The following is a 23,323-nucleotide window of genomic DNA, read 5'->3' as shown; positions in this document are numbered from 1 at the left end:
TTTTGGGTGAACCGAGTGGAGCCAGCGTATCGCCGCCCGGCCAATAGAACAATTGAATTAAAGCAATGGGCGTTATTGGTTGCCGCTATCGTGACGCGACATCGCCGTGCCGCAGCGACTGACTTTTTTCCGGCGGCTATTCCGAGTGCGCCGCCTCCCAGCCGAGCAGGGCCAGCTTGCGCTCGGCGCCCCAGCGGTAGCTGCCGGTTTCGCCGCCCTCGCGGATGACGCGGTGGCAGGGGATGAGGTAGGCGATGGTGTTGGCGGCCAGCGCGCTGCCGACGGCGCGCTGCGCCTGCGGCGCCCCGGCGGCGGCGGCGAGCTGCCGGTAGGAGACGAGCGCGCCGATGTCGACGCGGATCAGGGCTTCCCAGACCTTGATCTGGAAGTTGGTGCCGCGCAGGAGCAAATGGATCGGTGCGCGCCGCGGCCGCGCGCCGAATATTTCCGCCAGCAGCCGCCCGGCGCGCGCGTCGTCGCGCGCCAGCTGCGCGCGCGGCCACTGCGCCGCCAGGCCGGCGATCATCGCCGGGTCGGCGGCCGTGCGGAAGGCGAAGTGGCAGACGCCGCGCGGCGACCAGGCGACGAGGGCCTCGCCGAACGGCGTGGGACCGAAGCCGTGGCCGACGGTGGTGCCGAGGCCGCCGGCGCGGATCTCGGCCGGCGTCATCGCCTCGCAGCCGACCATCAGCTCGTGCAGGCGGCCGGTGCCGCTCAGGCCCGAGTCGAGGGCGACGGAGAGCGTGTCGCCGGACGCCGTCAGCCGCGCCCGGGCGTATTCCTTGGTCAGGTATTGCAGGAAGCGCTTCGGCGAGATGCCGGCCCATTCGGCGAACACCCGCTGCAGGTGATGCGGGCTGAGGTGGACGGCGGCGGCGATCTCGTCGAGGCCGGGCTGCCGCCGCGCATGGGCGCGGAGGTAGCCGATGGCCCTGGCGACCACGTCGTAATGGCGCGAGCGCTCGCGCAGGTCGGCTTCCGCCCTGCCCGCAGGCGCCGGCCTTGGAAAGTCATCGTGCCGTTCGAGGATCATGCCGCGAGCGTACTGCAGCTCCCCGCCTTGCCTCAATCCGATTCTTGCGGATCGCATGCGGCGGCCGCCTCACTCGGCGAGACAGCGCGCCACGCCGTCCTCGTTCCAGGCGATGCCGCTGCCGGGCGCATCCGGGACGACGGCGTGGCCGGCCTCGATCCGGAGCGGTTCCTGCAGGATCGGCGCGGCCCAGTCGACGTATTCCAGCCAGTGGCAGGTCGGCGAGACCGCGAGCAGGTGGGCGCTGACCTCCGGAAAGAGGTGGCTGGAGACCGGCAGGCCGGCCGCCTCGGCGAGGGCCGCCGCGCGCAGCCAGCCGCTGACGCCGCCGATCTTCATGGCGTCCGGCATGCCGAGGTCGGTGGCGCCGGCGGCGAGGCACTTCGCCATCTCGTGCGTGCCCCACCAGTTCTCGCCCATCTGGATCGGCGTGCGCGCCTTTTCCCGGATGCGGGCGTAGCCGTCGTAGTCGTCGGCCAGCGCCGGCTCCTCGATCCAGCCGAGTCCCTCGCCGTCGAGCGCCTGCACGCGGGCGATCGCCTCGGGCACGGGCAGGACCTGGTTGTAGTCGGACATCAGCAGGACGTCGTCGCCGACGGCGCGCTTCACCGCGTGCACGACGGCGAGGTCGGTCTTCAGGTCGGGGTAGCCGAGCCGCACCTTGATCGCCGCGAAGCCCGGCGCGGCCAGCTGCTGCGCCTCGGCGGCGGCGCGCTCGGCGCCGATCATGCCGAGCCCGCAGCTGTTGTAGGCGGGGATGCGCCGCGGCTCGCCGCCCAGCGCGCGCGCCAGGGGGAGGCCCTGCGCCCGGGCGAGCGCGTCCCACGCCGCCATGTCGATGCCGGCCAGCGCCATGCCGGCGACGCCCTTTGCGCCGAGCAGGCGGAAGCGGCCCTGCAGCTTGCGTTCGAGCGCGAGCGGCGCGACGGCGTCGCCCTTGACGAGCGGCGCCAGGTTGGCGAGGAGCTGCACGACGGGCTTGAGCACCAGCGGCGTGTAGCAGAAGAGGTAGGCGGCGCCGGTGACGCCCTCCTCGGTGTGGAGGTCGATCAGGGCCAGCGGCGCAATACTGATGGTGCCGCTGCTGGTCTGCAGCGGGATCGCCATCGGCACGTTGACGGCGCGCACGCGCAGGTCGCGAAGGGTGAGTCGGGGTTGGGGGTTCATGCTGCCTCCTTGTTGTTGGGGTTCGGGGCCAGCGGCGGACGACCGAAGCGGCATCCGTGTGCCGATTGTGCGCCCGCGCTTTCCCTGCGGCAAGGCGCCGGCGCCGGAACTTGCGCAGGCGGTGATAATCTGAAGGTCTTTCGTCCAGCCGGATAAATCATGGCCCTCATACGACCCCGGTTATTCCTCCTCGCCCTTGGCCTTGTTGCCGCCGCAGCCGCCCATGCGCAGTCCTGCCCCGAGCCGGCGACGTGGTCGGCGCTCGACGGCGAACGCCCGCGCGCCGCGCAGGCTTCGGCCCTGCTCGATCGCATGGCGCAGCGCGAAGTGCTGCTGCTGGGCGAGGTGCACGACGACGCCGACCACCACTACTGGCAGCTGCAGACCCTGGCCGCCCTGCATGCGCGGCGGCCGGACATGGCGATCGGCTTCGAGATGTTCCCGCGCCGCGTGCAGCCGGCGCTGGACCGCTGGGTGGCCGGCGAATTGACGGTGAAGGAGTTCCTCGACCAGTCGGAATGGCACGCGAACTGGAACATGCCGGCCGAGCTGTACCTGCCGCTGTTCGAGTTCGCGCGCATCAACCGCATCCCGATGCTGGCGCTGAACATCGAGCGCAAGCTGAGCCGCGCCATCACCGAGAAGGGCTGGGATGCCGTGCCGGAAGCCGAGCGCGAGGGCCTCGGTCGCCCGGCGCCGCCGGCCGAGGCCTACCGCGACAGCCTGTTCGAGGTCTACCTGCAGCATCCGACCTTGCGCGACAAGGGCGGCAAGGCGGCCAAACCGAAGAAGGGCGACGCCGCCTTCCGCTTCTTCGTCGAATCGCAGACCGCCTGGGACCGCGCCATGGCCGAGGCGCTGGCGCCGGCGCCGGCAAGCCGCTGGTGGTGGGCGTCATGGGCAGCGGCCACCTCCGCCACGGCCACGGCGTGCCGCACCAGCTGCGCGACCTCGGCGTGAAGAATGTCGGCACCCTGCTGCCGCTGTCCGCCGGCGGCGAGTGCAAGGACCTCCGCGCCGGCCTCGCCGATGCGGTGTTCATGCTGCCGGCGCAAGTCGCCCCGAAGCCGGCGCCGCCGCGCCTCGGCGTGCAGTTGGAAGATCACGAGGGCGGCGTGCGCATCCTCGCCGTGACGGCGGGCAGCCTCGCCGAGCAGAGCGGGCTGAAGCGCGGCGACGTCATCCTCGAGATGGCTGGCCGCCCGGTGCAGAAGACCCTCATCGCCATCAGCCATGTGCGCCTGCAGCCGGCCGGCACCTGGCTGCCGCTGCGCATCAGGCGCGGCGAAGAGACGCTGGAGCTGGTGGTCAAATTTCCGCCCGAGAAATCGTGAGGCACCTGCGCGCCGTCGCCTTCGCGCTGCTCGCCGGCGCGCAGGCGCCGCTGAGTGCGGCGCAGCTCGAGCTGCAGGTCGAGCTCGATCCGGCTACGCGGCGCTTCTCGGCGGTGGCGGAAGTCGACGCGCCGGCGCGCGAGTTCGGCTTCGCGCTGCACGAATCGCTGGACGTAACCGCTGCCTCGGCGATGGGCCAAACCCTGCGCGCCGAACGCCTCGACGGCGCCGGGCCGCTGCGCGCCTGGCGCGTCGCGATGCCGGAGAAAGCCAGGCGGCTGCGCCTCGAATACGGCGGCACCCTGCCGGCGCTCGACCGCCGCCTCGACCATCGCGGCGTGCTGCGCGGACTGACTTTGATGGCCGCCGCCGAGGGCAGCTTCCTGCCCGCCGGCGCCGGCTGGTATCCGCAGCCGGCGCCGCTGTTCACCTACGAGGTCAGCCTCACCTTGCCGGGCGACCAGCGCGCGCTGGTGGCGGGAAGACTGCTATCGGAGGAAACGCCGGCCGACGCCCGTGGCCGCTACCGTGCGCGCTTCGCCTTCGCGCAACCCGCCGACGGCATCGACCTGATGGCCGGACCGTACCGGGTGCGCGAGAAGATCGTGCCGCGCGCCGAGGGCGAACCGCTGCGGCTGCGCACGTATTTCTTCGCCGAACTCGACGCGATGCCCGGCCTCGCCGAGGGCTATCTCGGCGACGCGCAGCGCTACCTGGCGCGCTACGCGGCGGAGATCGGCGCCTACCCGTTTACGGAATTCTCGGTGGTGGCGAGCCCGCTGCCGACCGGCCTCGGCATGCCGACGCTGACCTACCTCGGCGCCGAGGTGCTGAAGCTGCCCTTCATCCGCGCCACCTCGCTCGGCCACGAGGTGCTGCACAACTGGTGGGGCAACGGCGTCTTCGTCGACTACGCGCGCGGCAACTGGAGCGAGGGCCTTACCACTTTCATGGCCGACTACGCCTACAAGGAGGCCGAATCGGCCGCTGCCGCGCGCGAGATGCGGCTCGGCTGGCTGCGCGATTTTGCCGCCGTCCCGGCGGGCAGCCAGACGGCGCTCGCCGCCTTCCGCACGCGCACCCATGGCGCCGCGGCGGCCGTCGGCTACGGCAAGGCGGCGATGCTCTTCTTCATGCTGCGCGACGAGATCGGCGCGGACGCCTTCAGCCGCGGCCTGCGCGGCTTCTGGCAGGCGCAGCGTTTCCGGGTCGCCGGGTGGCGCGAGCTGCAGGCGGCCTTCGAGCAGGCGGCGGGGCGCTCCCTCGACGGCTTCTTCGACCAGTGGCTGAACCGCGCCGGCGCGCCGGAAGTGAAGATCGCCGAAGCGCGCGCGACGATGCGCGACGGCAAGGTGCGGCTCGCGCTGACGCTGGAGCAGGTTTCGCCCGCCTACGCGCTGGGCGTGCCGGTGGAACTCGTGTACACCGGCGGGCGCAGCGAGGTGCGCCGCATCGCCATCGCGCAGCCGCGCCAGACGGCGACGCTGGAGCTCGACGCACTGCCCGAGGGCGTGCGCCTCGATCCGGAACTGCGCCTGTGGCGGCGGCCGGCGGCCGAGCAGCTGCCGCCGATCCTGCGCCAGTGGATCACCGCGCGCGCGCCGCGCTTGGCGCAGGCGACGACCGATGGGAACGTGCGCACCGCCGCCGCGGCCCTGGCCCAGCGCTTGTTCGAGAACGCGCCGCGCCCGGCAGCGCTGGCGGAGCTGGACCGGGGCAACGAACCGATGCTGCTCGCCGGCCTGCACGAAGATGTCGGCGCGGCGCTGGCAAGCGCCGGCTTGCCGCCGCGCCCCGCCGAACTGGCCGGCCGCGGCAGCGCGCAGGTGTGGACCGTCGCCCGTGCAGGCGGCGCCGCGCTGGCGGTGGTGTCGGCGCGCAACGCCGAGGCGCTCGCCGCCCTCGCCCGCCCGCTGCCGCACTACGGCGGGCAGAGCTGGCTGACTTTCGAGGGCAGCCGCATGCTGGCGCGCGGCGTCTGGCCGGCGCCGGGCCCGCTGCTCCCCGTCGTTCCGGCTCCTTGATCCGGGGCATTGCCAAGCCGCTTGCCGTCCCTTACATTTTCGGAACCGCCCGCCCTGATACGAGGAGGCACGCCATGGGACTGCTCGGAAAGATTTTCGGCCCGAAGTCGAAGTACGACCAAAGCCTGCCCTACACCTACGAGGCGCGCATCCGCATCTTCGAGGACGAGGAGGAGTTCAAGACCTACTTCTCCGACACCATCTGCGGACTGGTCGAGCACCTGCAGAAGAACGGCATCGGCCCGGGCGAAGCGGAAATCTACGAAATCTACCGCGAGCACGAGACGACCATTCCCGCCTCCCTGCTCGCCGACGCCGACGGGCGCTGGCTGACGAAGCAGGAGCTGTGCCGCGCCTTCGAGCGGCACTACCCCGGTCACATCCGCGAGGGCTCCTGCGACTTCGAAGACCGCGAACGCGGATGCCTGGGACCTTGAGCGGGCGCCGCAGGCGCACGCTGACCTCCCTCCTGTTCCTCGCCGCGGCCTGCCTGGCCGGAATCCCGGCCCAGGCGGCGGACGAGGACGAGGCGCCCGAATGGAGTTTCGTGCCGGGGCGCTACCAGCTGATCGGCCGCCATCCCGACAGCCCGGCCACCTACGCCGGGACGGCGCGCATCGAGCGCGTGGGCAAGCAGCTGCGCCTGACGCGGGTAATCGGCGGCAGGAAGAGCCAGGTCTTCGGCGTCGTGCGCCGCGCCGACCCGGGCGAGGCCTGGGTGCTGCACTTCAAGTGGGGGACGCGGCAGCCGATGGAGATGGTCTGCGTCATCGGCACCGACCTGGACAACTACGCGCGCCTGACCTGCCACTGGGGCAAGGCCGGCAACCCCCACACCCAGCCGGGCATGGAAGCCTACTTCGCCCAGGAACCCTGGGATCCCGTCAAGCCCTGAAGCCCGGCGTGCCGACGAGGCGGATCTCGCGCGCGGCGCCCGGATAGTCGACGCCGGCAGCGGTGAGCTTCTCGACGACAGCCCGGTTGATCTCCGCGCCCGCAGGCAGGTAATCGGGCACCTTGACCCATGGCTTGATGGCAATCGAGATCGTCTTGTCGGCGAGCGACGCCACGCCGACGATGTAGGCGGGTTCGGCGAGCACGCGCGGATTGGCTTTCACCACCTCTTCAATAAGCGTCAGCACGCGCTCGAGGTCCTCGGCGCGGGCGATGGCCACGCTGAGGTCGAGCTGCCGGATCTGGCCGTAGTTGTGCAGGATCTCGCCGACGATCTTGCGGTTGGGCACCACGACGACAGAGCGGTCGGGATGGCTGAGCCGGGTAGTGAACAGGTCGATTTCCTCGACCTCGCCCTCGACGCCCACCATGGAGACGTACTCGCCGACCCGGAACGGGCGGGTGAAGATGATGACGAAGCCCGCCGCAAGGTTGCCGAGCACGCCCTGCATGGCCAGCGCGACACCCGCGCCGACCACGCTCAGGCCGGCGATCAGCGGCAGCAGGTCGACACCGAGGTTCTGCAGCGCCATGATCAGGAACAAGCCCAGCACCACCAGGCGGACGAGGCGCACGATCAGCAGCCGCACCGGCGGCTCGAGGCTGAGCTTTTCCAGCCAGTGGTCGAGGACTTTGCCGACCCAGCGGCCGGCGTAGTAGCCCGCGGTAAGAATGATGATCGCGACGACGACCTTCGGCCCGAACTTGATGGCGAGGTCGACGAGCGTGTGCTGGGCCTGTTCGAGTACGGCGAGCTGGTTCGGCATGGTCATCTTCTCCGCTGGATGGTTTCCCCGGCACCCGGCGCGGTGCGCATAGCCCGTGAAATTACACGCTGCACCCTGCCGGCACAAGCGATAGATAGCTTATTGCTATCATAATGGTAATTACATTCAATTAGATTAATTACGCACGCGGCCGCATCATCCCTCCTGTCGCAAGCAATTCAACCTGACCATCAACCAAGACAGGAGCAACGCATGAACACCAGCCTCATCAACACCGAGATACTCCCCTTCAAGGCGACGGCCTTCCACAACGGCAAGTTCGTCGAGATCACCGACGCCACGCTCAAGGGCAAGTGGTCGGTGATGTTCTTCTACCCGGCCGACTTCACCTTCGTCTGCCCGACCGAACTGGGCGACATGGCCGATCTGTACCCGGAGTTCCAGAAGCTGGGCGTGGAGATCTACGCCGTATCCACCGACACCCACTTCACGCACAAGGCCTGGCACGACACCTCGGAGACCATCGGCAAGATCAAGTATCCGATGATCGGCGACCCGACCGGCGCCATCACCCGCAACTTCGGCGTGATGATCGAGGAAGCCGGCCTCGCCGAGCGCGGCACCTTCGTGATGGACCCGGCCGGCAAGATCCAGATCGTCGAGATCAACGCCGGCGGCATCGGCCGCGACGCATCCGAGCTGCTGCGCAAGATCAAGGCCGCGCAGTACGTCGCCGCCCACCCGGGCGAGGTCTGCCCCGCCAAGTGGAAGGAAGGCGACAAGACGCTGGCGCCCTCGCTGGACCTCGTCGGAAAGATCTAACAGCCGCCCCGACCCCAACCTTCCCGTCCCAGGCGACCCCCGGGGCGGGATTGCAGCGGCAAGGCCGGCCGAACCACGAATCCGCGGCCGCCTTTTCCAGTGCAAACCCATTTACGGAGACCATCATGCTCGACGCCAGCATCAAGTCCCAGCTTGCCGCCTACCTCGAAAAGCTGCAGCAGCCGATCGAGCTGGTGGCCACCCCCGACGGCAGCGACGCCTCGCGCCAGATGAGCGAACTGCTCGCCGACATCGCGGCGCTCTCGCCGAAGGTGAGCGTGCGTGAGGACGGCAGCGCCGAGCGCCGTCCCTCGTTCTCGGTGGGCCGCCCCGGCGAAGCGCCGCGCATCCACTTCGCCGGCCTGCCGATGGGCCACGAGTTCACCTCGCTCATCCTCGCCTTGCTGCAGGCCGGCGGCCACCCGCCCAAGGTCGACGAAGCGCTGATCGCGCAGATCAGGGGCATCGAGGGCCGCTTCCGCTTCGAGGTCTTCATTTCGCTGTCCTGCCACAACTGCCCGGATGTGGTGCAGGCGCTCAACCTGATGGCGGTGCTCAACCCGAATGTCGAGGCGACGATGGTCGACGGCGCGCTCCACCGGAAGGAGGTCGAGGCGCGCGGCATCATGGCCGTGCCGGCGGTGTTCCTCAACGGCGCGCCCTTCGGCCAGGGACGCATGAGCCTCGAGGAGATCGTGGCCAGGCTCGACACCGGCGCCGCCGTGAAGGCGGCCGAGGCGCTCGACGCCAGGGAGCCCTTCGACGTGCTGGTGGTCGGCGGCGGCCCGGCCGGCGCCGCGGCGGCGATCTACGCCGCGAGGAAGGGCATCCGCACCGGCGTGGTGGCCGAGCGCTTCGGCGGGCAGGTGCTCGACACCCTGGCCATCGAGAACTTCATCTCGGTCAGGCATACCGAGGGGCCGCAGCTCGCCGCGGCGCTGGAAAACCACGTCAAGGAGTACGGCGTCGACATCATGCCGCTGCAACGCGCCCAGGCGCTGGTGCCGGGCGAGACGATGCACGAAGTGAAGCTCGCCGGCGGCGCAACGCTGAAAGCGAAGACGCTGGTGCTCGCCACCGGCGCGCGCTGGCGCGAGATGAACGTGCCCGGCGAGGCCGAATACAAGGCGAAGGGCGTCTGCTTCTGCCCGCACTGCGACGGCCCGCTGTTCAAGGACAAGCGCGTGGCGGTGATCGGCGGCGGCAACTCCGGCGTCGAGGCGGCGATCGACCTCGCCGGCATCGTCGCCCACGTCACGCTGATCGAGTTCGACAGCAGGCTGCGGGCCGACGCGGTGCTGCAGGAAAAGCTCACGAGCCTGCCCAACGTCACGGTGATCAGGAGCGCGCAGACCACCGAGGTCGTCGGCGACGGCCAGAAGGTGACCGGCCTCGCCTACACCGACCGCGTCACGGGCGAGTCGCATCGCCTCGAACTGGAAGGCATTTTCGTGCAGATCGGCCTGCTGCCCAATACCGACTGGCTGAAGGGCACGGTGAGCCTCAGCCGTTTCGGCGAGATCGAGGTGGACGCCCGCGGCCGGACCTCGCTGCCGGGCGTGTTCGCCGCCGGCGACGCGACGACGGTGCCCTACAAGCAGATCGTCATCGCCATGGGCGAAGGCGCCAAGGCCGCCCTGTCGGCCTTCGACCACCTGATCCGCAGCCCGGCGGCGCCCGTCGAGCCGAAGATGATGCATACTGTTTTTTGAGTCTATCGTCTGAAAGGAGTAATCATGAAAGCGAAGAAAAATCCCGCCCCCGCCATCGACATCGGCATTTCCGCCGCCGACCGGGCGAAAATCGCCAAGGGCCTGTCGCGCCTGCTGGCCGACAGCTACACCCTCTACCTGATGACGCACAACTTCCACTGGAACGTGACGGGGCCGATGTTCAATTCCCTGCACGCGATGTTCATGGTGCAATACACCGAGCAATGGAACGCCCTCGACCTGATCGCCGAGCGCATCCGCTCCCTCGGCATCCCCGCGCCCGGTACCTACAAGGAGTTCGTCAAGCTGGCTTCGATCAAGGAAGTGGACGGCGTGCCGAAAGCGATGGACATGGTCCGCCACCTCGTCGCCGCCCAGGAAGCGACCGCGCGCACTGCGCGCTCCGTCTTCCCGCTGGTGGAAAAGGCCAACGACCAGCCGACTGCCGACCTGCTCACGCAGCGCCTGGAAGTGCACGAGAAGACGGCCTGGATGCTGCGCAGCGTCCTCGAGGAGTGATTGCCTGCGGCCGGGCGGCGAGCCCGGCCGCCGCGCTCATTTCGCCGCCTTGATTTTCTGGATCTCGTCCTTGGAAAGTTCGCCGGCGCCCTTCACGATCCAGGCGCCCTCGCCGATCCACTGCTTGAAAATCTGAAGGTTTTCCTTGCGCTGCTCGCCGCGACCGAGGTGCCGGTACATGTTGCCGGGCTGGCCGTCCTTGGTGTTGCTGCCGTCGTCGAGACGCTGCATGAGTGCGCCGGCCTGGGGTCCGGCGATGAAGAAGACGAAACTCTCGTAGCTGTCCATGCGCGGCCCCTTGTCGTCGAGCTCGAACGTCTTCTTGTCCTTGAGGAAGACTTCGTAGGGCGGCGCGCTCGTGCCGTGGCAGCGCTCGCACTTGTCATCCCAGAGCGGGCGGATGTGCTTGGCGTAGGTGATGTCGTCGGCAAGCGCCGGAAATGCGGCGGAAAACGCCAGCAATGCGGGTATAAGTTTTTTCAATTTCTCCTCCTATAATCAATGGCTTGGATTCTAGCAAGAGAAATCCGCGCACGGATTTGACCTAGGCGAAGAAATTCGTGCGTTCAGGCGTCGCGGGCGCGCAGCTTGGCGGCGATGTAGGCGCTGTCGGGCACGTGCAGCAGGGCGGCGATCTTGCGCATCAGGTGCTGCTCGTGCGCGTCGATCACCGCATCGGCGTAGGCGACGCGCCACATCAATTCGAGCACGCGCTCCTTCTGCGCCTGGGTGAAGCGCTGGTTGATCAGCGAGGTGAACTGGTAGTAGTCGGTGGCCTGGCGCATTTCTTCCTCCGCCAGCGCGATCAGCGACTCGGCCTCGGCCCCGGCAAGGCCGAACTTGCCATGGACGGCCTCCAGCACGGCATCGCGCTCGGCATCGGTCGTCCCGGCGTCGATGCGCATCGCCTCGACCAGCAGCGCGGCGGTGGCGAGCTGGATCGCATGCCCGTCCTGTGCCGGGGCGCCGGCGATGTTGCGGTCGAAGAATTCGCGAATGGCCGACAGCACGGCTCAGCCCAGGGCGGTGTCGAGCGCCATCATCAGCGCGAAGCCGGCCATCAGGCCGATGGTCGCCGGCGTCTGGTGGCCGTTGCGGTGCGTCTCCGGGATGACCTCGTGCGAGACGACGAAGATCATCGCGCCGGCGGCGAGGCCCAGCCCGACCGGATAGGCGACGGCCAGGCCGCTGGCGAGACCGACGCCGAGCAAAGCGCCCACCGGCTCGAGCAGGCCGCTGGCGCCGGCAACCAGCACGGCGGTCGTCGGCGTCAGGCCGGCGCCGCGCAGGGCCAGCGCCACGGCCAGTCCTTCCGGGATGTCCTGCAGGGCGATCGCCGTGACGAGCGGCAGCCCGACGCCCATGTCGGCATGGGAGAAGCCGACGCCGATGGCCATGCCTTCGGGCAGGTTGTGCAAGGCGATGGCGAAGACGAACAGCCAGACGCGGCCGCAGCGTTCGTAGCCGGGCCCGCAGGGACCGGTCTTGTCGTGCTCGTGCGGGGTGAAGGCGTCGAGGCCGAGCATCAGCAGGACGCCGAGAGCCATGCCGAGCACGACGACGCCGGCGCCGAAAGACTTGCTGCCGAGGATGCCGGCGCCCGCCTCCAGCCCGGGCAGGAGCAGCGAGAAGGCGCTGGCGGCGAGCATCATGCCGGCCGCCATGCCGAGCATGCTGTCCTCCACCCGCTGCGGAATGCCGCGCAGGAACAGCGCCGGCACGGCACCAAGCGCGGTGGCAATGAAGCCGGCCGCACCGCCGGCCAGGGCATAGCCCAGCACCGCAGTGGCTTCACCGGCGATGACCTGCACCAGGCTCTGGGCGAGAAGCAGGACGACGGCCAGGACAGAAAGGCCAAGACCCCAGGCTGCAAAGGCATGTTCGCGCGCATGTTCGCGCAGCGCCTCAAGCCAGCTGGTCTGCGGAGTCTCGGCAATTTCCATGAAGGGAGTTTAGGCAAGCCGCCGCGGGGCGGGAAGTTGATTGTGGCGATGGCTGCGATAGCCGATCGCTATCAATGCTCCCGGCCGTCGATCCTGGGCTGCAGCAGGAAGGGAATCACGCGCCAGGCGAGGATGGCGAAGGCGGCGGTCCAGCCGGCGGCTGCCAGGTCGACCCACAGCAGGTAGGCGCCGGGGGCGAGCTGCGGCGCAAGCACGCGCAGCGCCAGCGCCGCGATCATGATCCACAGCACCGCCTTGTCGCCGGCGTCGAACATCACCTTGCGTCCGGTGTGGCCCTTCGAGATGCGCACGATCATGGCCGGAATGATCAGGCCCATGACGCCGAAGGTGAACAGGTGGATGGAGACGCTGCCGACCCAGACGCTGTGGGCGGCCTGCTCGAAGGCCAGCACCAGCAGCTGGCCGACGATGGCGAGGTAGCCGAGGTGCATGACGCCGATGTCGAGGCGCGTGAAGGCCAGCCGCGGCTGCCAGTAGGCGAAGCGGACGAGCAGCAGCAGCGCCAGCAACGCCGCCAGGCCGGCCGTCGCCAGGGGCGGCAGGAAGCCGGCGAAGGCCAGCGCCAGGGCCAGCGTCTTGATGGCGCCGTCGAGCAGCGGGTGGCGCAGGATCTCCGCCTTGAAGACGCCCTTCATGAAATCGGTCAGCGTGCGCTCGAGCATGATGAGGAAGGCGAGGCGGAACAGGCCGAGCGCCATCAGCTGTCCGGCCTGGCCCCAGGGCCCGTCGAGGAGCAGTGCCTTCGACACGGGGAACAGCGGCAGCAGGAGCAGGAAGAAAATGTTGTCCTTGCGGTAGCCGTCGGTGTCGCGATGGCGCAGCAGGGTCCACAGCAGCATGGCCACGATGGCGACGAGGAAAAGCTGGTTGGAGAGCAGGAACAGCGGCTGCGGCCAGGCGGCGCCGAACCACATGCCGAGGCGCTCGAAGACCCAAGCGGAAACGAGGAAGACCAGCGCGGTCCCGTGGTAGCCGCGGATCTTCACCCAGTTCTTGCTCGCGGTGAGCAGGAAGCCGCCGAGCATGGCCCAGCCGAAGCCGAAGAACATCTCGTGGGCATGCCACTGGATCGACGTGAACGCCGCCGCCGGCGCGTCGAGCACGCCGGCGAACATCAGCGCCCAGACGACGGGCAGGACGATGCCGGACAGGCAGGCCAGTGCGAAGAAGGGGCGGAAGCCGACCAGCCAGAGGGGGTGCTTGCTCACTCCGCCTCGAAGCCGGCGTCCACGATGACCCGCTTCATGTCCTCGCGCGTGACGCGTCCGGCCTCGAACTCGACGCGGGCGCTCTTGTTCTCCAGCGAGACTTCCGCCTTCGCCACGCCGGGCAGCGCGGTGAGCACGTTGGTGACGCTCTTCACGCAGCCGCCGCAGGACATGCCTTCGACCTTGAGGGTGGTGGTTTCCATGATGCTTCCTTTATCGACTTAACAGGGCTTGCCGGGCTTGCAGCCCTTCAGCACCCAGAGGGAAATGATGCCCGCCGTCTCGTCGGCGCGCGTCTTGCGCGCCAGCGACAGCGGCGTGCGGCCGCCCGTCGACTTGGCGTTCACATCGGCGCCGGCTTCGAGCAGCAGGCGCGCGGCTTCCGAGCGACCGACATAGGCGGCCATGTGCAGCGGCGTATTGTCCTCCTTGTCGCGCGCGTTGACCTCGGCGCCGGCGGCGATCAGCACTTTCAGCGGCCCGCTGTCGAGGTTGGTGGCGGCAAGATGCAGCGGCGTCGAGCCGAGCTGGTTGCGCGCATCGCGCATGGCCGGGTTGGCCTTGAGGATCTTGTCCACCTCGGCGGCGGTGCCGATGCGGGCGGCGTCGAAAATGGGCGGCTCGTTGGCGCCGAGGGTCGTCTGCGCCTGTGCCAGCGGCGCCGCGGCAAAGGTCAGTCCGTACAGCACGGCGGCAATAAGTCGGTACAAGGTCATTCGTCTCTCCGATGGGGTTTCCAGCGCCGCAGCAGCAGGGAATTGCTCACCACCGATACGGAACTCAGCGCCATCGCCGCACCGGCGATGACCGGGTTGAGCATGCCCATGGCCGCAAGCGGGATGCCGAGCACATTGTAGATGAAGGCGAAGAACAGGTTCTGGCGTATCTTCGACAAGGTGGCGCGCGACAGGTCGATGGCGTCGGCCGCCGAGAGCAGGTCGCTCCTCATCAGCGTCACGTCGGCCGCCTCCAGCGCCACGTCCGAGCCGCCGCCGATGGCGAAGGAGACGTCCGCCGCGGCCAGCGCCGGCGCATCGTTGATGCCGTCGCCGACCATGCCGACGCGTTTGCCGCCGGCCTTGAGCTTCGCTACCGCCGCCGCCTTGTCCTGCGGCAGCACCCCGGCCTCGTAGCGTTCGATGCCGGCCTCGCGCGCGATGGCCGCCGCCGTGGCAGCGTTGTCGCCGGTGAGCATGACCACTTCGACGCCCTGCGCCTGCAGCCGCGCCACCGCCGCGCGCGAAGTCGGCCGCAGGCGGTCGGCGACGCCGATGAGGCCGAGAAAAGTCAGTCCGCGCGACACGGCGACGACGCTCCTGCCGCCATTCGCCAACGGCGCCAGCAGCGCTTCCGGCACCGCCACGCCGCGCTCGGCAAGGAAGGCCGGCGAGCCGAGCACATATTCCTCGCCGTCGAGTGCCGCCGCCAGGCCCTTGCCCGGCACGGCACGCAGCTCGCCCGGCTGCGCCAGCGCCAGGCCCTGCCCGCGTGCCCGCGCGACGATGGCTTCGGCAAGCGGGTGCGTGGCGCCCTGCTCCAGGCTGGCGGCGACGCGCAGCAGTTCAGCTTGCGCGATGCCGTCGGCCGGCACGACATCCGTCACTTCCGGCTTGCCCTCCGTCAGCGTGCCGGTCTTGTCCACCGCCAGCACCTCGACGTTCTTCGCCAGTTCCAGCGCCTCGGCGTTCTTGACGAGTATCCCCGCCGCGGCGCCGCGTCCGGTGCCGACCATGATCGCCGTCGGCGTCGCCAGGCCGAGCGCACAGGGGCAGGCGATCACCAGCACGGCGACAGCGTTGACCAAGGCGTGGGTGAAGTCGCCCGTGAACAGCCACCAGCCGGCGAAGGCGACCAGCGCGATGGCCGTCACCACCGGCACGAAGACCGCCGAGATGCGGTCGGCCAGGCGCTGCACCGGCGCCTTCGAGCCCTGCGCCTGCTCGACCATGCGGATGATGCCGGCGAGCAGGGTGTGGCTGCCGACGCCGGTGGCGCGGCAGCGGATCAGGCCCTCGCCGTTCACCGTGGCGGCGAACACCTTGTCGCCGGGGTTCTTCGCCACCGGCAGGCTCTCGCCGGTGAGCATGGCTTCATTCACGCTGGAGGCGCCCTCCGCCACCTCGCCGTCGACCGGCACGCTCTCGCCCGGCCGCACAACGAAGACGTCGCCTGGATTCAGGCTCGCCACCGGCACCTCGACCAGCTCGCCGTCGCGCAGCACGCGCGCCGTCTGCGGCTGCAGGCGGATCAGCGCCTCGATGGCAGCGGAGGTCTTGGCCTTGGCGCGCGCCTCCAGCAGTTTCCCCATCAGCACCAGGGTGATGACGGCGGCGGAGGCCTCGAAATAGACGTGATGATGGTGCAGGTCGAGCACCGTCACCACGGCGCTGAAGGCCCAGGCCATCGAGGTGCCGAGCGCCACCAGAACGTCCATGTTGCCGGCGCCGCCGCGCAGGGCATTGAAGGCGCCGACGTAGAAGCGCCAGCCGATCCAGAACTGCACCGGCGTGGCGAGCGCGAGCTGCAGCCAGCGCGGCAGCAGGTCTTCATGTTCGCCGGAGAACATCGCGCCCATCTGCGCCACCAGCGGCAGGGTGAGCACGACGGAGATCCAGAAGCGCTTCAGCTCGGCACGGTAGGCGGCGGCCTTGCGTTCCTTCTCGGCGGCGCGCGTGTCGAGGCCGGATTCGCGCGCGTCGTAGCCGGCGCGACGGACGGCGGCGATGAGCGCCGCCGCGTCGGCCTGCCCCGGCACGAAGCGGATGCTGGCCTTCTCGCTGGCGAAATTGACGTTGGCCTCGACGCCGGGCAGCTTGTTCAGCACCGTCTCGATGCGCGTGGCGCAGGCGGCGCAGGTCATGCCGGAGAGCGCCAGGTCGAGCGACTGCGGCGGCACCTTGAAGCCGGCCTTCTCGATGGTCTCGACGAGTTGCGGCGGACTCACCGCGCCGGCGTCGAACTCGACGTGGGCGCGCTCGCTGGCGAAGTTCACGGCCGCCGAGACGCCGGGCAGCTTGTTCAGCTGCTTCTCGATGCGCGCCGCGCAGGCGGCGCAGGTCATGCCCTCGATGGGCAGATCAACGGCGGAACGAAGGACTGGCGCGTTCATGAACGTTCGATTCTATACGGCGCAGACAATTCCCTGCCAGAGCCGGCCGCCGAGCGAGGTGGCGTTGAACAGGCCCCACACGCCGAAGCCGAGCACCAGAAGGCCGGAAGCGAGGCGCACGGGGCGGCCCTGCACGACGTCGCGGAAGCGCCGCAGGAGAAACCCTGCCAGCAGCAGGTTGGGCAGGGTGCCGAGGCCGAAGGCCAGCATCAGCCCCGCCCCGCGCAGGGCGCTGCCGGTAAGCAGCGCCGTGGCGAGCACCGAATAGACCATGCCGCAAGGCAGGAACCCCCACAGCATGCCCAGCGGCAGCGCGCGCGATACCGAGGTCGCCGGCAGGAAGCGGCGCGTCAGCGGCTGGATGCGCGCCCACGCTTTCTGCCCGCCGCGCTCAAGGAAAGTCAGTCCCTGCGGCACGCCGATCAGATACAGGCCAAGTGCGATAAGCATCAGGTTGGCGAGCACGTAGAGGGTCATCTGCACCGGCAGCGCATCGTTGAGCAGCAGGCCGGCACTGCCGATGGCGCCGAGCACGGCGCCGGCCAGCGCGTAGCTGGAAATGCGGCCGAGGTTGTAGGCGAGGTGCAGCGGCCACTGCGGCCGGCCGGCCGGGGTGCCGACAGTCAGGGCGCCGACGATGCCGCCGCACATGGCCATGCAATGCGTGCCGCCGAGCAGACCGACGAGGAAGACGGCGATGTAGCCGGTATCGGGCATGAGGGGTACCGCTGGTCACGCGGATCGACACGGCCTCCGCGTCGATCCGCGGTTTAGATCACTTTCGAGTAGCGGGCCCGCTCGCGGTCGGCGCGCAGGTAGCGGTCGAACACCATGGCAATGGCGCGCACCAGCATGCGGCCGCGCGGCTGCACGCTGATCCACTTGTCGTCGAGCTTGAGCAGGCCGCCCTTCTCCATCTCGCGCAGGTCGGCGATCTCGTCGGCAAAGTAGCGCTTGAAGTCGATCAGGTGGGCCACTTCGAGCGCCTCGATCGACACCTCGAAGTGGCACATCAGGGCCTGGATGATGGAGCGGCGCAGCAGGTCGTCCGGCGTCAGCTCGATGCCGCGATAGACCGGCAGCACGCCGTTGTCGAGGCGGTCGTAGTATTCGTCGAGCGTCTTGACGTTCTGGCAGTAGCTGGGGCCGACCATGCTGATCGAGGAGATGCCGAAGGACATCATGTCGCACTCGGCGTGCGTCGAATAACCCTGGAAGTTGCGATGCAGCCGGCCCTGGCGCTGGGCCACGGAAAGCTCGTCGTCCGGCTTGGCGAAGTGGTCCATGCCGATGTAGACATAGCCCGCCTCGGTGAGCCGGCGGATGGCGAGCTGGAGGATCTGCAGCTTGGCGTCGGCCGAAGGCAGCTCGCCCTCGGCAATGCGCCGCTGCGGCTTGAACAGGCTCGGCAGGTGGGCGTAGTTGTAGATCGACAGGCGATCCGGCGAGAGGCGGATGACCTCTTCCAGCGTACGGTTGAAGCTGATGACGTTCTGCTTGGGCAGGCCGTAGATGAGGTCGACCGAGATCGACTTGAAGCCGTTGGCGCGCGCGGCGCGCAGCACGGTTTCCGTCTCCTCGATGGTCTGCACGCGATTGACCGCCTCCTGCACCGCCAGGTCGAAGTCCTGCACGCCCAGGCTCATGCGGTTGAAACCCAGTTCGCCGAGCAGGGCCACGGTCGCTTCGTCGACCTTGCGCGGATCGACCTCGATGGAATATTCGCCGTTGGGCAGCAGGCGGAAGTGCTGGCGGATCGAGCCCATCAGCTGGCGCATTTCCTCGTGCGAGAGGAAAGTCGGCGTGCCGCCGCCCCAGTGCAGCTGCACGACATCGTGGCTGCCTTCCAGGTAACCCGACTGCAGGGATATTTCTTTATCAAGGTATTTCAGGTACTTGGCCGAGCGGCCATGGTCCTTGGTGATGATCTTGTTGCAGGCGCAGTAGTAGCAGATGGTGTTGCAGAAGGGGATGTGCACGTATAATGAAAGCGGCCTGCTGATGCCGCCGACCGTGCGTTTGCCCAACCAAAGCCGGTAGGCGTCGGCATCGAAGGCTTCGACGAAGCGGTCGGCCGTCGGGTAGGATGTGTAACGGGGTCCGTTCACATCGAACCGGCGGATCAGCTGCGGGTCGAAAATCAGATCCTGAAAAGTCGCGTTCATGTAATGCGGTAAATCGGTACTGCAGCCCTGCTGCGGGATGTTGGGGAAAGATGCCGCATCGACCCGTTTATCGTATTGACATGGATCAAAGCGACCAACCAACAGAGAGAGAAAGCGAGACGGAATTGCCCAACAAATCCGCCGTTCCCATCAGCCTTGTCACGATCAAGGCCGCCTGTTCCCAATGCAGTCTGCATGAGCTGTGCCTGTCCGAGGGCCTCAGCAAGGAGGAGCTGGCCAAGCTGGACAGCCTGGTCGGCGCCCGCCGCAAGCTGAAACGCCAGCAGAACCTCTATCGCGCCGGCGACTCCTTCGAGGCGATCTATGCCGTGCGCACCGGCTTCTTCAAGACCGACGTCCTGCTCGAGGATGGCCGCGACCAGGTCACCGGCTTCCAAATGGCCGGGGAAATCCTCGGCATGGACGGCATCGGCACCGAAGTGCACACCTGCAATGCCGTGGCACTCGAGGACAGCGAGGTCTGCGTCATTCCCTTCGCCCAGCTGGAAATGCTCTCGCGCGAGATCCAGGCGCTGCAGCACAACTTCCACAAGGTGATGAGCCGCGAGCTGGTGCGCGACCAGGGCCTGATGATGCTGCTCGGCACCATGCGCGCCGAGGAGCGGCTGGCCGCCTTCCTGCTCAACATGTCGCAGCGCTTCACCTCGCGCGGCTACTCGGCGGCGGAATTCCACCTGCGCATGACGCGCGAGGAAATCGGCAGCTACCTCGGCCTCAAGCTGGAGACGGTGAGCCGCGCCTTCTCCCGCTTCCAGGAGGAAGGCTTCATCGCCGTGCAGCAGAAGCACATCCGCATCCTCGACGGCGACGGCCTGCGCAAGCTGCTCAACCACCAGCCGCGCTGAGCGGCTACAGCCAGGCCAGGAATCCGCACGGGTCCTTGGTCAGGGCCACCGTGACGATGTAGGCGAAGCTGGCCAGCGAGGCCAGCCAGAAGCCCGCGCGCACCGACTTGCTGCGGCCGCGCCGCAGGGCGAACATGCCGAAGCCGATGTAGGCCAGCAGGCCCAGCACCTTGGCCGTCACCCAGCCGTGCACGAAGGGATATTGCTGCAGCACGATCGACAGGCCGATGGCGGCCGCCAGCAGCAGGGTGTCGTTCGCGTGCGGCACCACCCGCACCCAGAGCCGGTTGAGCATCGGCGAATCCGTCAGCATCCAGACGCCGCGAAGGAAGAAACCCGTGACGGAGATCACCACGAAGGTGACGTGGAGATGCTTGAGGAGCAGGTAGGTCGTCATGGCGCCGATGTTAACCCGGCCGGCCGTCGGGGCGCGGCTTCAGGTAGATCGACGCGAACTTCGCGTACCAGATGCCGAACGCCGCCAGCCAGCCGAGGGCCGCGAGCAGGAAGAGATTCGCCGCGCCCGTCAGGGGCACAAACTCCGCCAGCATGCGCAGCACCGCCACGCCCTGCATGACCCAGAAGATCGCCCAGACGGCCGTGTCGGCATTCAGCGGCCGGCCCGAATGCCCGAGCGTCACGCGCGTTACCATGCCGATCACGGCCGAGGCGAAGAAGCCGAGCGTCAGCGCATGCAGCGGCGCCAGGCCGAGCGAGCCGGCGCCGAAGAGCAGCAGCAGACTGCTCGCGGCATGCAACGCCAGGCTCGCCCCGAGCCAGGCAAAGGCGACGTGCAGCACGGCGAGCAGCCGCACCGCGAGGCACCTGCGCAGCTGCCAGGCGAAGCTCAGCCAGCCAGCGGCCAGGGCCGCGGGCAGGTCGGCCAGCCAGGTCCATTGCGGCAGGCCGGCCACTTCCAGCACGCCATGGCCGGCATAGCAGGCCAGCAGGAGATGCAGCACCCACAGCGGCCGCACGACGCGGTACTTCGGGATCACCGCGCTGGAGAAGAACGGCACCATGCGGTGGCACAGCGCCGTAAACACCGGCAGCAGGAAGAACCAAACGCCGCCCTTCACGGCGAGCTGCGCCATCCAGGCCGGTCCGCCGGCGGCGTAGCCGAGGAAGGCGGCCAGCAGCAGCGCGCCGAAAGTCAGTCCCCCCACCACGGCGACGATGTGGGTCTGTTCGTTGCTCGGCGTGCGCATGACGCGCCAGAGCGCGGGCAGTCCGGCGCACCAGCCCGCCAGCACCAGCCCCAGCGCGGGAAGCAGGAGCGACGGCAGCCACAGCGCCGCATGGAAGCCCAGCCAGCCCGTGCTCATCAGGGCGAAGGCCGCAAGGTAGGCCTTCTCGGACACCGGCGCCGCAGCCTGCCAGCGCGGCCCGGCGGTCATGGCGAAGCCGAAGATGAAGAAGGGGAAAAAGCCGAAGCTCATCAGCGCCGCGTGAATCCAGGACGGCGGCAGCGGCCAGGCCGGCGCGACGAACAACTGTCCGTGGCGGGCGGCAAGATCGAAGGCCCACCACAGCATGGCCAGCAGGCCCTGCGTCGCGCCGGCCAGAAACATCACGCGGTGCGGGGCATGAAAGAAGGCGGGAGCGCCGGACAGGTTCATCGCAGAAAACCCCGCCGGCTCGCCCGAGCCGGGCTTTCCGTGGTATGTTTCACGCGCCGCGCCCCCGTCAGAGCCGGTAAGGGTCTTTCAATGCACAACGACAAGCTCGACATCGCACAAATACTCCGCAGAATCCCCCTGTTCCAGGAGCTCAGCCAGGAACAGATCGACCATCTTGCCGCACAGACGCGCGAAAAGCGCCTGCACAAGGGCGAGATGCTGTTTCAGAAGGGCGACCAGCCGCGCGGCTTCTACGCCATCGTCTACGGCCAGATGAAGCTCGCCTTCCCCTCGGCCGCCGGCAACGAAAAGGTGGTCGAGATCCTCGGGCCGCAGCAAAGCTTCGGCGAGGCGGTGATGTTCATGGACCGCCCCTACCCCGTCTTCGCCGAATCGCTCGCCGACTCGCTGCTGCTGCACATCGCCCGCCAGGCCGTCTTCGAGATGCTCGAGACCGACGCCTCCTTCGCCCGCCGCATGCTGGCCGGCCTGGCCCTGCGCCTGCACGGCCTGATCCGCGACGTCGAATCCTACTCGCTGCGCTCCAGCACCCAGCGCGTCATCGGCTTCCTCCTGCAGCGCAGCGGCCACGGCGACGACGAGATAAGCGACGTCGAGATCGACCTGCCGACCAGCAAGCAGGTCATCGCCTCGCGGCTCAACCTCACGCCGGAAACCCTGTCGCGCATCTTCCACGACCTCGCCGCCGCCAAGCTGATCTCCGTGCATGGCAAGCACGTTACCGTGCACGGCGTGAAGAAGCTGCGCGAATACGAGCCCTGATCAGGCGGCCTGCTCCCGGGCCAGCCGCTCCTCCAGTTCGCGGCTGAAGCGGGCGAAGTTGCGCGTCGCCACGATCAGGTTCCACTCCAGCCAGATGCACGAGGCGATCAGCGCCAGGCCGCCGGGATAAACCAGCAGCGGCAGCGGCACCGCGCCCAGCAACAGCAGCAGCGCCGCCAGATGCAGCCTGAACTGCATCATCATGCGCGGCTCCGAGATCATCTGGCGCATGTTCGGCACCACCAGGCCGGGCTTGCCGATCTTCTGCAAATGCAGCCAGTTGAGGAAGGGCATGATCTTGTAGAGCATGCCGCTGATCACCGGCATGAACACCCCCACCATCAGCAGCACGCCGAGCAAAAAGGGCGTGCCGGCATGATCCTCCGAGCCCGGGTTGAGCTGCTGCAGGATGACGGCAAAGGCCGCGACGATGAGGCAGGCCATCGCCAGGCGCCAGAACAGCAGCGTCGGCTCGGTCACCTTGCGCCGGCGCTGCCCCTGCAGGCGCAGCGTCACCACGGCGAAGGTCACGGCCAGCAGCGCCGCGGCGCAGGCCAGCGCGACCTGCAGGCCGTCCGGCCGCTGCAGCGGCAGCCAGGTGATCGACCAGGCCGCCAGCAGGAAGAACAGGGTCACCGAGAAGCTGCGCGCCAGCCACGTCGGATAGGGGGGCGTCAGCTGGAACATCGGCACCACCAGGTAGGCGACGCCGGCCACCAGCAGCAGGCTCCAGCCGCCCAGCCCCCAGGCCGCGTGCACATGCGTGATCTCCGTCAGCGGCAGCGCCAGCTGCCAGCCGAAGGCGGAGGCCAGCGTCGCCCCCAGGCCGATGGTGACGATCAGCCCGAACACGGCGATGCGCAGCGCAATGATGGTCGGTCCCTGCGCCGGCGTGCGGAACAGCGCCACAAGGACAATCACCGCGAAGGCGCCCAGCGACACCGTCATGAACGGCACGGCGATCTGGAACAGCAGGGCCTTCTCGCCGAGGAAGCCGGCCACCAGGAGCAGCGTGCCGATGGTCAGGCCGGCATGGGTGAGTTGCGTCACCCGGCGCGGCTGCCAGATGTTGGCGCCCGCAGCGACCGGCAGCATCTGCAGCAGTGCGCCGCACATCGCCTGCAGCATGAAGCCGACGGCGAGCAGATGGGTCAGCGCGAGGGCGACCGATGTCCAGCGCGAGAGAAGCGCAGACGGCCCCTGCCACAGCAGCAGCAGTCCTGCCGCCATGCCGAACAGCGGCGCAGTGAGGAAGAAGCGGAAGGGCACCGAGATCGGCGGTGCCTGCTCGAACGAGAGGCCGGGTTGCATGGCTG

Annotated in this window: 25 protein-coding genes; 10 read left to right on the top strand and 15 right to left on the bottom strand. The window is 68.7% G+C overall.

Features of this window, described 5'->3' with window-relative positions; translation table 11 throughout:
- Nucleotides 1-136: 136 nt before the first annotated feature.
- Nucleotides 137-1,090 (bottom strand): methylated-DNA--[protein]-cysteine S-methyltransferase, encoded by a 954-nt coding sequence (locus ROZ00_01790; protein MDT3734943.1) that lies wholly within the window; start codon nucleotides 1,088-1,090, stop codon nucleotides 137-139.
- A gap of 12 nt (nucleotides 1,091-1,102) precedes the next feature.
- A complete protein-coding gene (locus ROZ00_01785; protein ID MDT3734942.1) occupies nucleotides 1,103-2,200 on the bottom strand; it encodes an enolase C-terminal domain-like protein in 1,098 nt (365 codons plus the stop codon).
- Nucleotides 2,201-2,359: 159 nt separating this feature from the next.
- Here ROZ00_01785 and ROZ00_01780 point away from each other — a divergent pair, with 159 nt between their 5' ends.
- From ROZ00_01780 to ROZ00_01760, 5 genes are all read left to right on the top strand, one after another.
- Entirely contained in the window at nucleotides 2,360-3,160 is an 801-nt protein-coding gene (locus ROZ00_01780; protein ID MDT3734941.1) for a ChaN family lipoprotein, read from the top strand.
- Nucleotides 3,097-3,534, top strand: a complete 438-nt coding sequence (locus ROZ00_01775; GenBank protein ID MDT3734940.1) for a PDZ domain-containing protein — start codon at nucleotides 3,097-3,099, stop codon at nucleotides 3,532-3,534. Before ROZ00_01780 ends, ROZ00_01775 begins: the two co-directional genes overlap by 64 nt.
- Nucleotides 3,531-5,558, top strand: coding sequence for a M1 family aminopeptidase (locus ROZ00_01770; protein MDT3734939.1), 2,028 nt, complete (start codon nucleotides 3,531-3,533; stop codon nucleotides 5,556-5,558). The genes ROZ00_01775 and ROZ00_01770 overlap by 4 nt, the downstream gene beginning before the upstream one ends.
- Nucleotides 5,559-5,632: 74 nt before the next feature.
- On the top strand, nucleotides 5,633-5,995 hold the full coding sequence (locus tag ROZ00_01765) for a hypothetical protein (protein MDT3734938.1): 363 nt from the start codon (nucleotides 5,633-5,635) through the stop codon (nucleotides 5,993-5,995).
- Nucleotides 5,992-6,453 (top strand): hypothetical protein, encoded by a 462-nt coding sequence (locus ROZ00_01760; protein ID MDT3734937.1) that lies wholly within the window; start codon nucleotides 5,992-5,994, stop codon nucleotides 6,451-6,453. The genes ROZ00_01765 and ROZ00_01760 overlap by 4 nt, the downstream gene beginning before the upstream one ends.
- Here the strand turns inward: ROZ00_01760 and ROZ00_01755 are convergent.
- The gene (locus tag ROZ00_01755) at nucleotides 6,443-7,279 is read right to left on the bottom strand and encodes a mechanosensitive ion channel family protein (GenBank protein ID MDT3734936.1); all 837 of its coding nucleotides are present in this window, start codon (nucleotides 7,277-7,279) and stop codon (nucleotides 6,443-6,445) included. The genes ROZ00_01760 and ROZ00_01755 overlap by 11 nt on opposite strands.
- Before the next feature lie 213 nt (nucleotides 7,280-7,492).
- Here ROZ00_01755 and ahpC point away from each other — a divergent pair, with 213 nt between their 5' ends.
- The 3 genes from ahpC to ROZ00_01740 all read left to right on the top strand — a co-directional run bounded on the left by ahpC (nucleotide 7,493) and on the right by ROZ00_01740 (nucleotide 10,293).
- Nucleotides 7,493-8,062 carry an alkyl hydroperoxide reductase subunit C gene (gene ahpC / locus ROZ00_01750; GenBank protein ID MDT3734935.1) on the top strand — a complete coding sequence of 190 codons (570 nt, stop codon included), beginning with the start codon at nucleotides 7,493-7,495 and terminating at the stop codon, nucleotides 8,060-8,062.
- A gap of 125 nt (nucleotides 8,063-8,187) precedes the next feature.
- Nucleotides 8,188-9,774 carry an alkyl hydroperoxide reductase subunit F gene (gene ahpF, locus ROZ00_01745; GenBank protein ID MDT3734934.1) on the top strand — a complete coding sequence of 529 codons (1,587 nt, stop codon included), beginning with the start codon at nucleotides 8,188-8,190 and terminating at the stop codon, nucleotides 9,772-9,774.
- A gap of 54 nt (nucleotides 9,775-9,828) precedes the next feature.
- Complete coding sequence (locus ROZ00_01740) at nucleotides 9,829-10,293, top strand: Dps family protein (protein MDT3734933.1); 465 nt, start codon at nucleotides 9,829-9,831, stop codon at nucleotides 10,291-10,293.
- Nucleotides 10,294-10,329: 36 nt separating this feature from the next.
- Here the strand turns inward: ROZ00_01740 and ROZ00_01735 are convergent, their stop codons facing one another.
- The 9 genes from ROZ00_01735 to hemN all read right to left on the bottom strand — a co-directional run bounded on the left by ROZ00_01735 (nucleotide 10,330) and on the right by hemN (nucleotide 18,739).
- A complete protein-coding gene (locus ROZ00_01735) occupies nucleotides 10,330-10,776 on the bottom strand; it encodes a cytochrome C (protein MDT3734932.1) in 447 nt (148 codons plus the stop codon).
- Between the two features lie 83 nt (nucleotides 10,777-10,859).
- Nucleotides 10,860-11,303: a TerB family tellurite resistance protein gene (locus ROZ00_01730; protein ID MDT3734931.1), complete on the bottom strand. Its 444-nt coding sequence runs from the start codon at nucleotides 11,301-11,303 to the stop codon at nucleotides 10,860-10,862.
- A gap of 3 nt (nucleotides 11,304-11,306) precedes the next feature.
- A complete protein-coding gene (locus tag ROZ00_01725) occupies nucleotides 11,307-12,236 on the bottom strand; it encodes a ZIP family metal transporter (GenBank protein ID MDT3734930.1) in 930 nt (309 codons plus the stop codon).
- Between the two features lie 71 nt (nucleotides 12,237-12,307).
- Complete coding sequence (locus ROZ00_01720) at nucleotides 12,308-13,465, bottom strand: NnrS family protein (protein MDT3734929.1); 1,158 nt, start codon at nucleotides 13,463-13,465, stop codon at nucleotides 12,308-12,310.
- Nucleotides 13,462-13,668 carry a cation transporter gene (locus tag ROZ00_01715; GenBank protein MDT3734928.1) on the bottom strand — a complete coding sequence of 69 codons (207 nt, stop codon included), beginning with the start codon at nucleotides 13,666-13,668 and terminating at the stop codon, nucleotides 13,462-13,464. Before ROZ00_01715 ends, ROZ00_01720 begins: the two co-directional genes overlap by 4 nt.
- An 18-nt stretch (nucleotides 13,669-13,686) precedes the next feature.
- Entirely contained in the window at nucleotides 13,687-14,181 is a 495-nt protein-coding gene (locus ROZ00_01710) for an ankyrin repeat domain-containing protein (protein MDT3734927.1), read from the bottom strand.
- Nucleotides 14,178-16,574, bottom strand: a complete 2,397-nt coding sequence (locus ROZ00_01705) for a heavy metal translocating P-type ATPase (GenBank protein ID MDT3734926.1) — start codon at nucleotides 16,572-16,574, stop codon at nucleotides 14,178-14,180. The genes ROZ00_01710 and ROZ00_01705 overlap by 4 nt, the downstream gene beginning before the upstream one ends.
- A gap of 12 nt (nucleotides 16,575-16,586) precedes the next feature.
- Entirely contained in the window at nucleotides 16,587-17,291 is a 705-nt protein-coding gene (locus ROZ00_01700; protein MDT3734925.1) for a sulfite exporter TauE/SafE family protein, read from the bottom strand.
- A 53-nt stretch (nucleotides 17,292-17,344) separates the two neighbouring features.
- On the bottom strand, nucleotides 17,345-18,739 hold the full coding sequence (hemN, locus tag ROZ00_01695) for an oxygen-independent coproporphyrinogen III oxidase (GenBank protein MDT3734924.1): 1,395 nt from the start codon (nucleotides 18,737-18,739) through the stop codon (nucleotides 17,345-17,347).
- A gap of 125 nt (nucleotides 18,740-18,864) precedes the next feature.
- Here hemN and fnr point away from each other — a divergent pair, with 125 nt between their 5' ends.
- Nucleotides 18,865-19,605 carry a fumarate/nitrate reduction transcriptional regulator Fnr gene (gene fnr / locus ROZ00_01690; protein ID MDT3734923.1) on the top strand — a complete coding sequence of 247 codons (741 nt, stop codon included), beginning with the start codon at nucleotides 18,865-18,867 and terminating at the stop codon, nucleotides 19,603-19,605.
- A 4-nt stretch (nucleotides 19,606-19,609) separates the two neighbouring features.
- Here fnr and ROZ00_01685 read toward each other — a convergent pair whose 3' ends face one another.
- Both ROZ00_01685 and ROZ00_01680 read right to left on the bottom strand, forming a co-directional pair.
- Nucleotides 19,610-20,002 (bottom strand): SirB2 family protein, encoded by a 393-nt coding sequence (locus ROZ00_01685; GenBank protein MDT3734922.1) that lies wholly within the window; start codon nucleotides 20,000-20,002, stop codon nucleotides 19,610-19,612.
- A gap of 10 nt (nucleotides 20,003-20,012) precedes the next feature.
- Nucleotides 20,013-21,224 (bottom strand): NnrS family protein, encoded by a 1,212-nt coding sequence (locus ROZ00_01680; GenBank protein ID MDT3734921.1) that lies wholly within the window; start codon nucleotides 21,222-21,224, stop codon nucleotides 20,013-20,015.
- A 90-nt stretch (nucleotides 21,225-21,314) separates the two neighbouring features.
- On the opposite strand from ROZ00_01680, the gene ROZ00_01675 reads away from it, so the two are divergent.
- Complete coding sequence (locus ROZ00_01675) at nucleotides 21,315-22,007, top strand: Crp/Fnr family transcriptional regulator (protein MDT3734920.1); 693 nt, start codon at nucleotides 21,315-21,317, stop codon at nucleotides 22,005-22,007.
- Here the strand turns inward: ROZ00_01675 and ROZ00_01670 are convergent, their stop codons facing one another.
- Nucleotides 22,008-23,318 (bottom strand): hypothetical protein, encoded by a 1,311-nt coding sequence (locus tag ROZ00_01670; protein MDT3734919.1) that lies wholly within the window; start codon nucleotides 23,316-23,318, stop codon nucleotides 22,008-22,010.
- Nucleotides 23,319-23,323 lie beyond the last annotated feature (5 nt).

This window comes from Denitratisoma sp., from assembly GCA_032027165.1.
Lineage (GTDB): Bacteria > Pseudomonadota > Gammaproteobacteria > Burkholderiales > Rhodocyclaceae > Desulfobacillus.
The sequence above is the reverse complement of the archived record's forward strand: the minus strand, read 5'-3'. Positions and strand labels throughout refer to the sequence as shown.

Bases quoted from the DNA above. Each gene is read 5' to 3' on its own strand.
- ROZ00_01790 (MDT3734943.1), bottom strand. From the start codon at position 1,090: ATGCGATCCGCAAGAATCGGATTGAGGCAAGGCGGGGAGCTGCAGTAC.
- ROZ00_01785 (MDT3734942.1), bottom strand. From the start codon at position 2,200: ATGAACCCCCAACCCCGACTCACCCTTCGCGACCTGCGCGTGCGCGCC.
- ROZ00_01780 (MDT3734941.1), top strand. From the start codon at position 2,360: ATGGCCCTCATACGACCCCGGTTATTCCTCCTCGCCCTTGGCCTTGTT.
- ROZ00_01775 (MDT3734940.1), top strand. From the start codon at position 3,097: ATGGGCAGCGGCCACCTCCGCCACGGCCACGGCGTGCCGCACCAGCTG.
- ROZ00_01765 (MDT3734938.1), top strand. From the start codon at position 5,633: ATGGGACTGCTCGGAAAGATTTTCGGCCCGAAGTCGAAGTACGACCAA.
- ROZ00_01755 (MDT3734936.1), bottom strand. From the start codon at position 7,279: ATGCCGAACCAGCTCGCCGTACTCGAACAGGCCCAGCACACGCTCGTC.
- ahpC (MDT3734935.1), top strand. From the start codon at position 7,493: ATGAACACCAGCCTCATCAACACCGAGATACTCCCCTTCAAGGCGACG.
- ahpF (MDT3734934.1), top strand. From the start codon at position 8,188: ATGCTCGACGCCAGCATCAAGTCCCAGCTTGCCGCCTACCTCGAAAAG.
- ROZ00_01725 (MDT3734930.1), bottom strand. From the start codon at position 12,236: ATGGAAATTGCCGAGACTCCGCAGACCAGCTGGCTTGAGGCGCTGCGC.
- ROZ00_01715 (MDT3734928.1), bottom strand. From the start codon at position 13,668: ATGGAAACCACCACCCTCAAGGTCGAAGGCATGTCCTGCGGCGGCTGC.
- ROZ00_01710 (MDT3734927.1), bottom strand. From the start codon at position 14,181: ATGACCTTGTACCGACTTATTGCCGCCGTGCTGTACGGACTGACCTTT.
- ROZ00_01705 (MDT3734926.1), bottom strand. From the start codon at position 16,574: ATGAACGCGCCAGTCCTTCGTTCCGCCGTTGATCTGCCCATCGAGGGC.
- ROZ00_01700 (MDT3734925.1), bottom strand. From the start codon at position 17,291: ATGCCCGATACCGGCTACATCGCCGTCTTCCTCGTCGGTCTGCTCGGC.
- hemN (MDT3734924.1), bottom strand. From the start codon at position 18,739: ATGAACGCGACTTTTCAGGATCTGATTTTCGACCCGCAGCTGATCCGC.
- ROZ00_01685 (MDT3734922.1), bottom strand. From the start codon at position 20,002: ATGACGACCTACCTGCTCCTCAAGCATCTCCACGTCACCTTCGTGGTG.
- ROZ00_01680 (MDT3734921.1), bottom strand. From the start codon at position 21,224: ATGAACCTGTCCGGCGCTCCCGCCTTCTTTCATGCCCCGCACCGCGTG.
- ROZ00_01675 (MDT3734920.1), top strand. From the start codon at position 21,315: ATGCACAACGACAAGCTCGACATCGCACAAATACTCCGCAGAATCCCC.
- ROZ00_01670 (MDT3734919.1), bottom strand. From the start codon at position 23,318: ATGCAACCCGGCCTCTCGTTCGAGCAGGCACCGCCGATCTCGGTGCCC.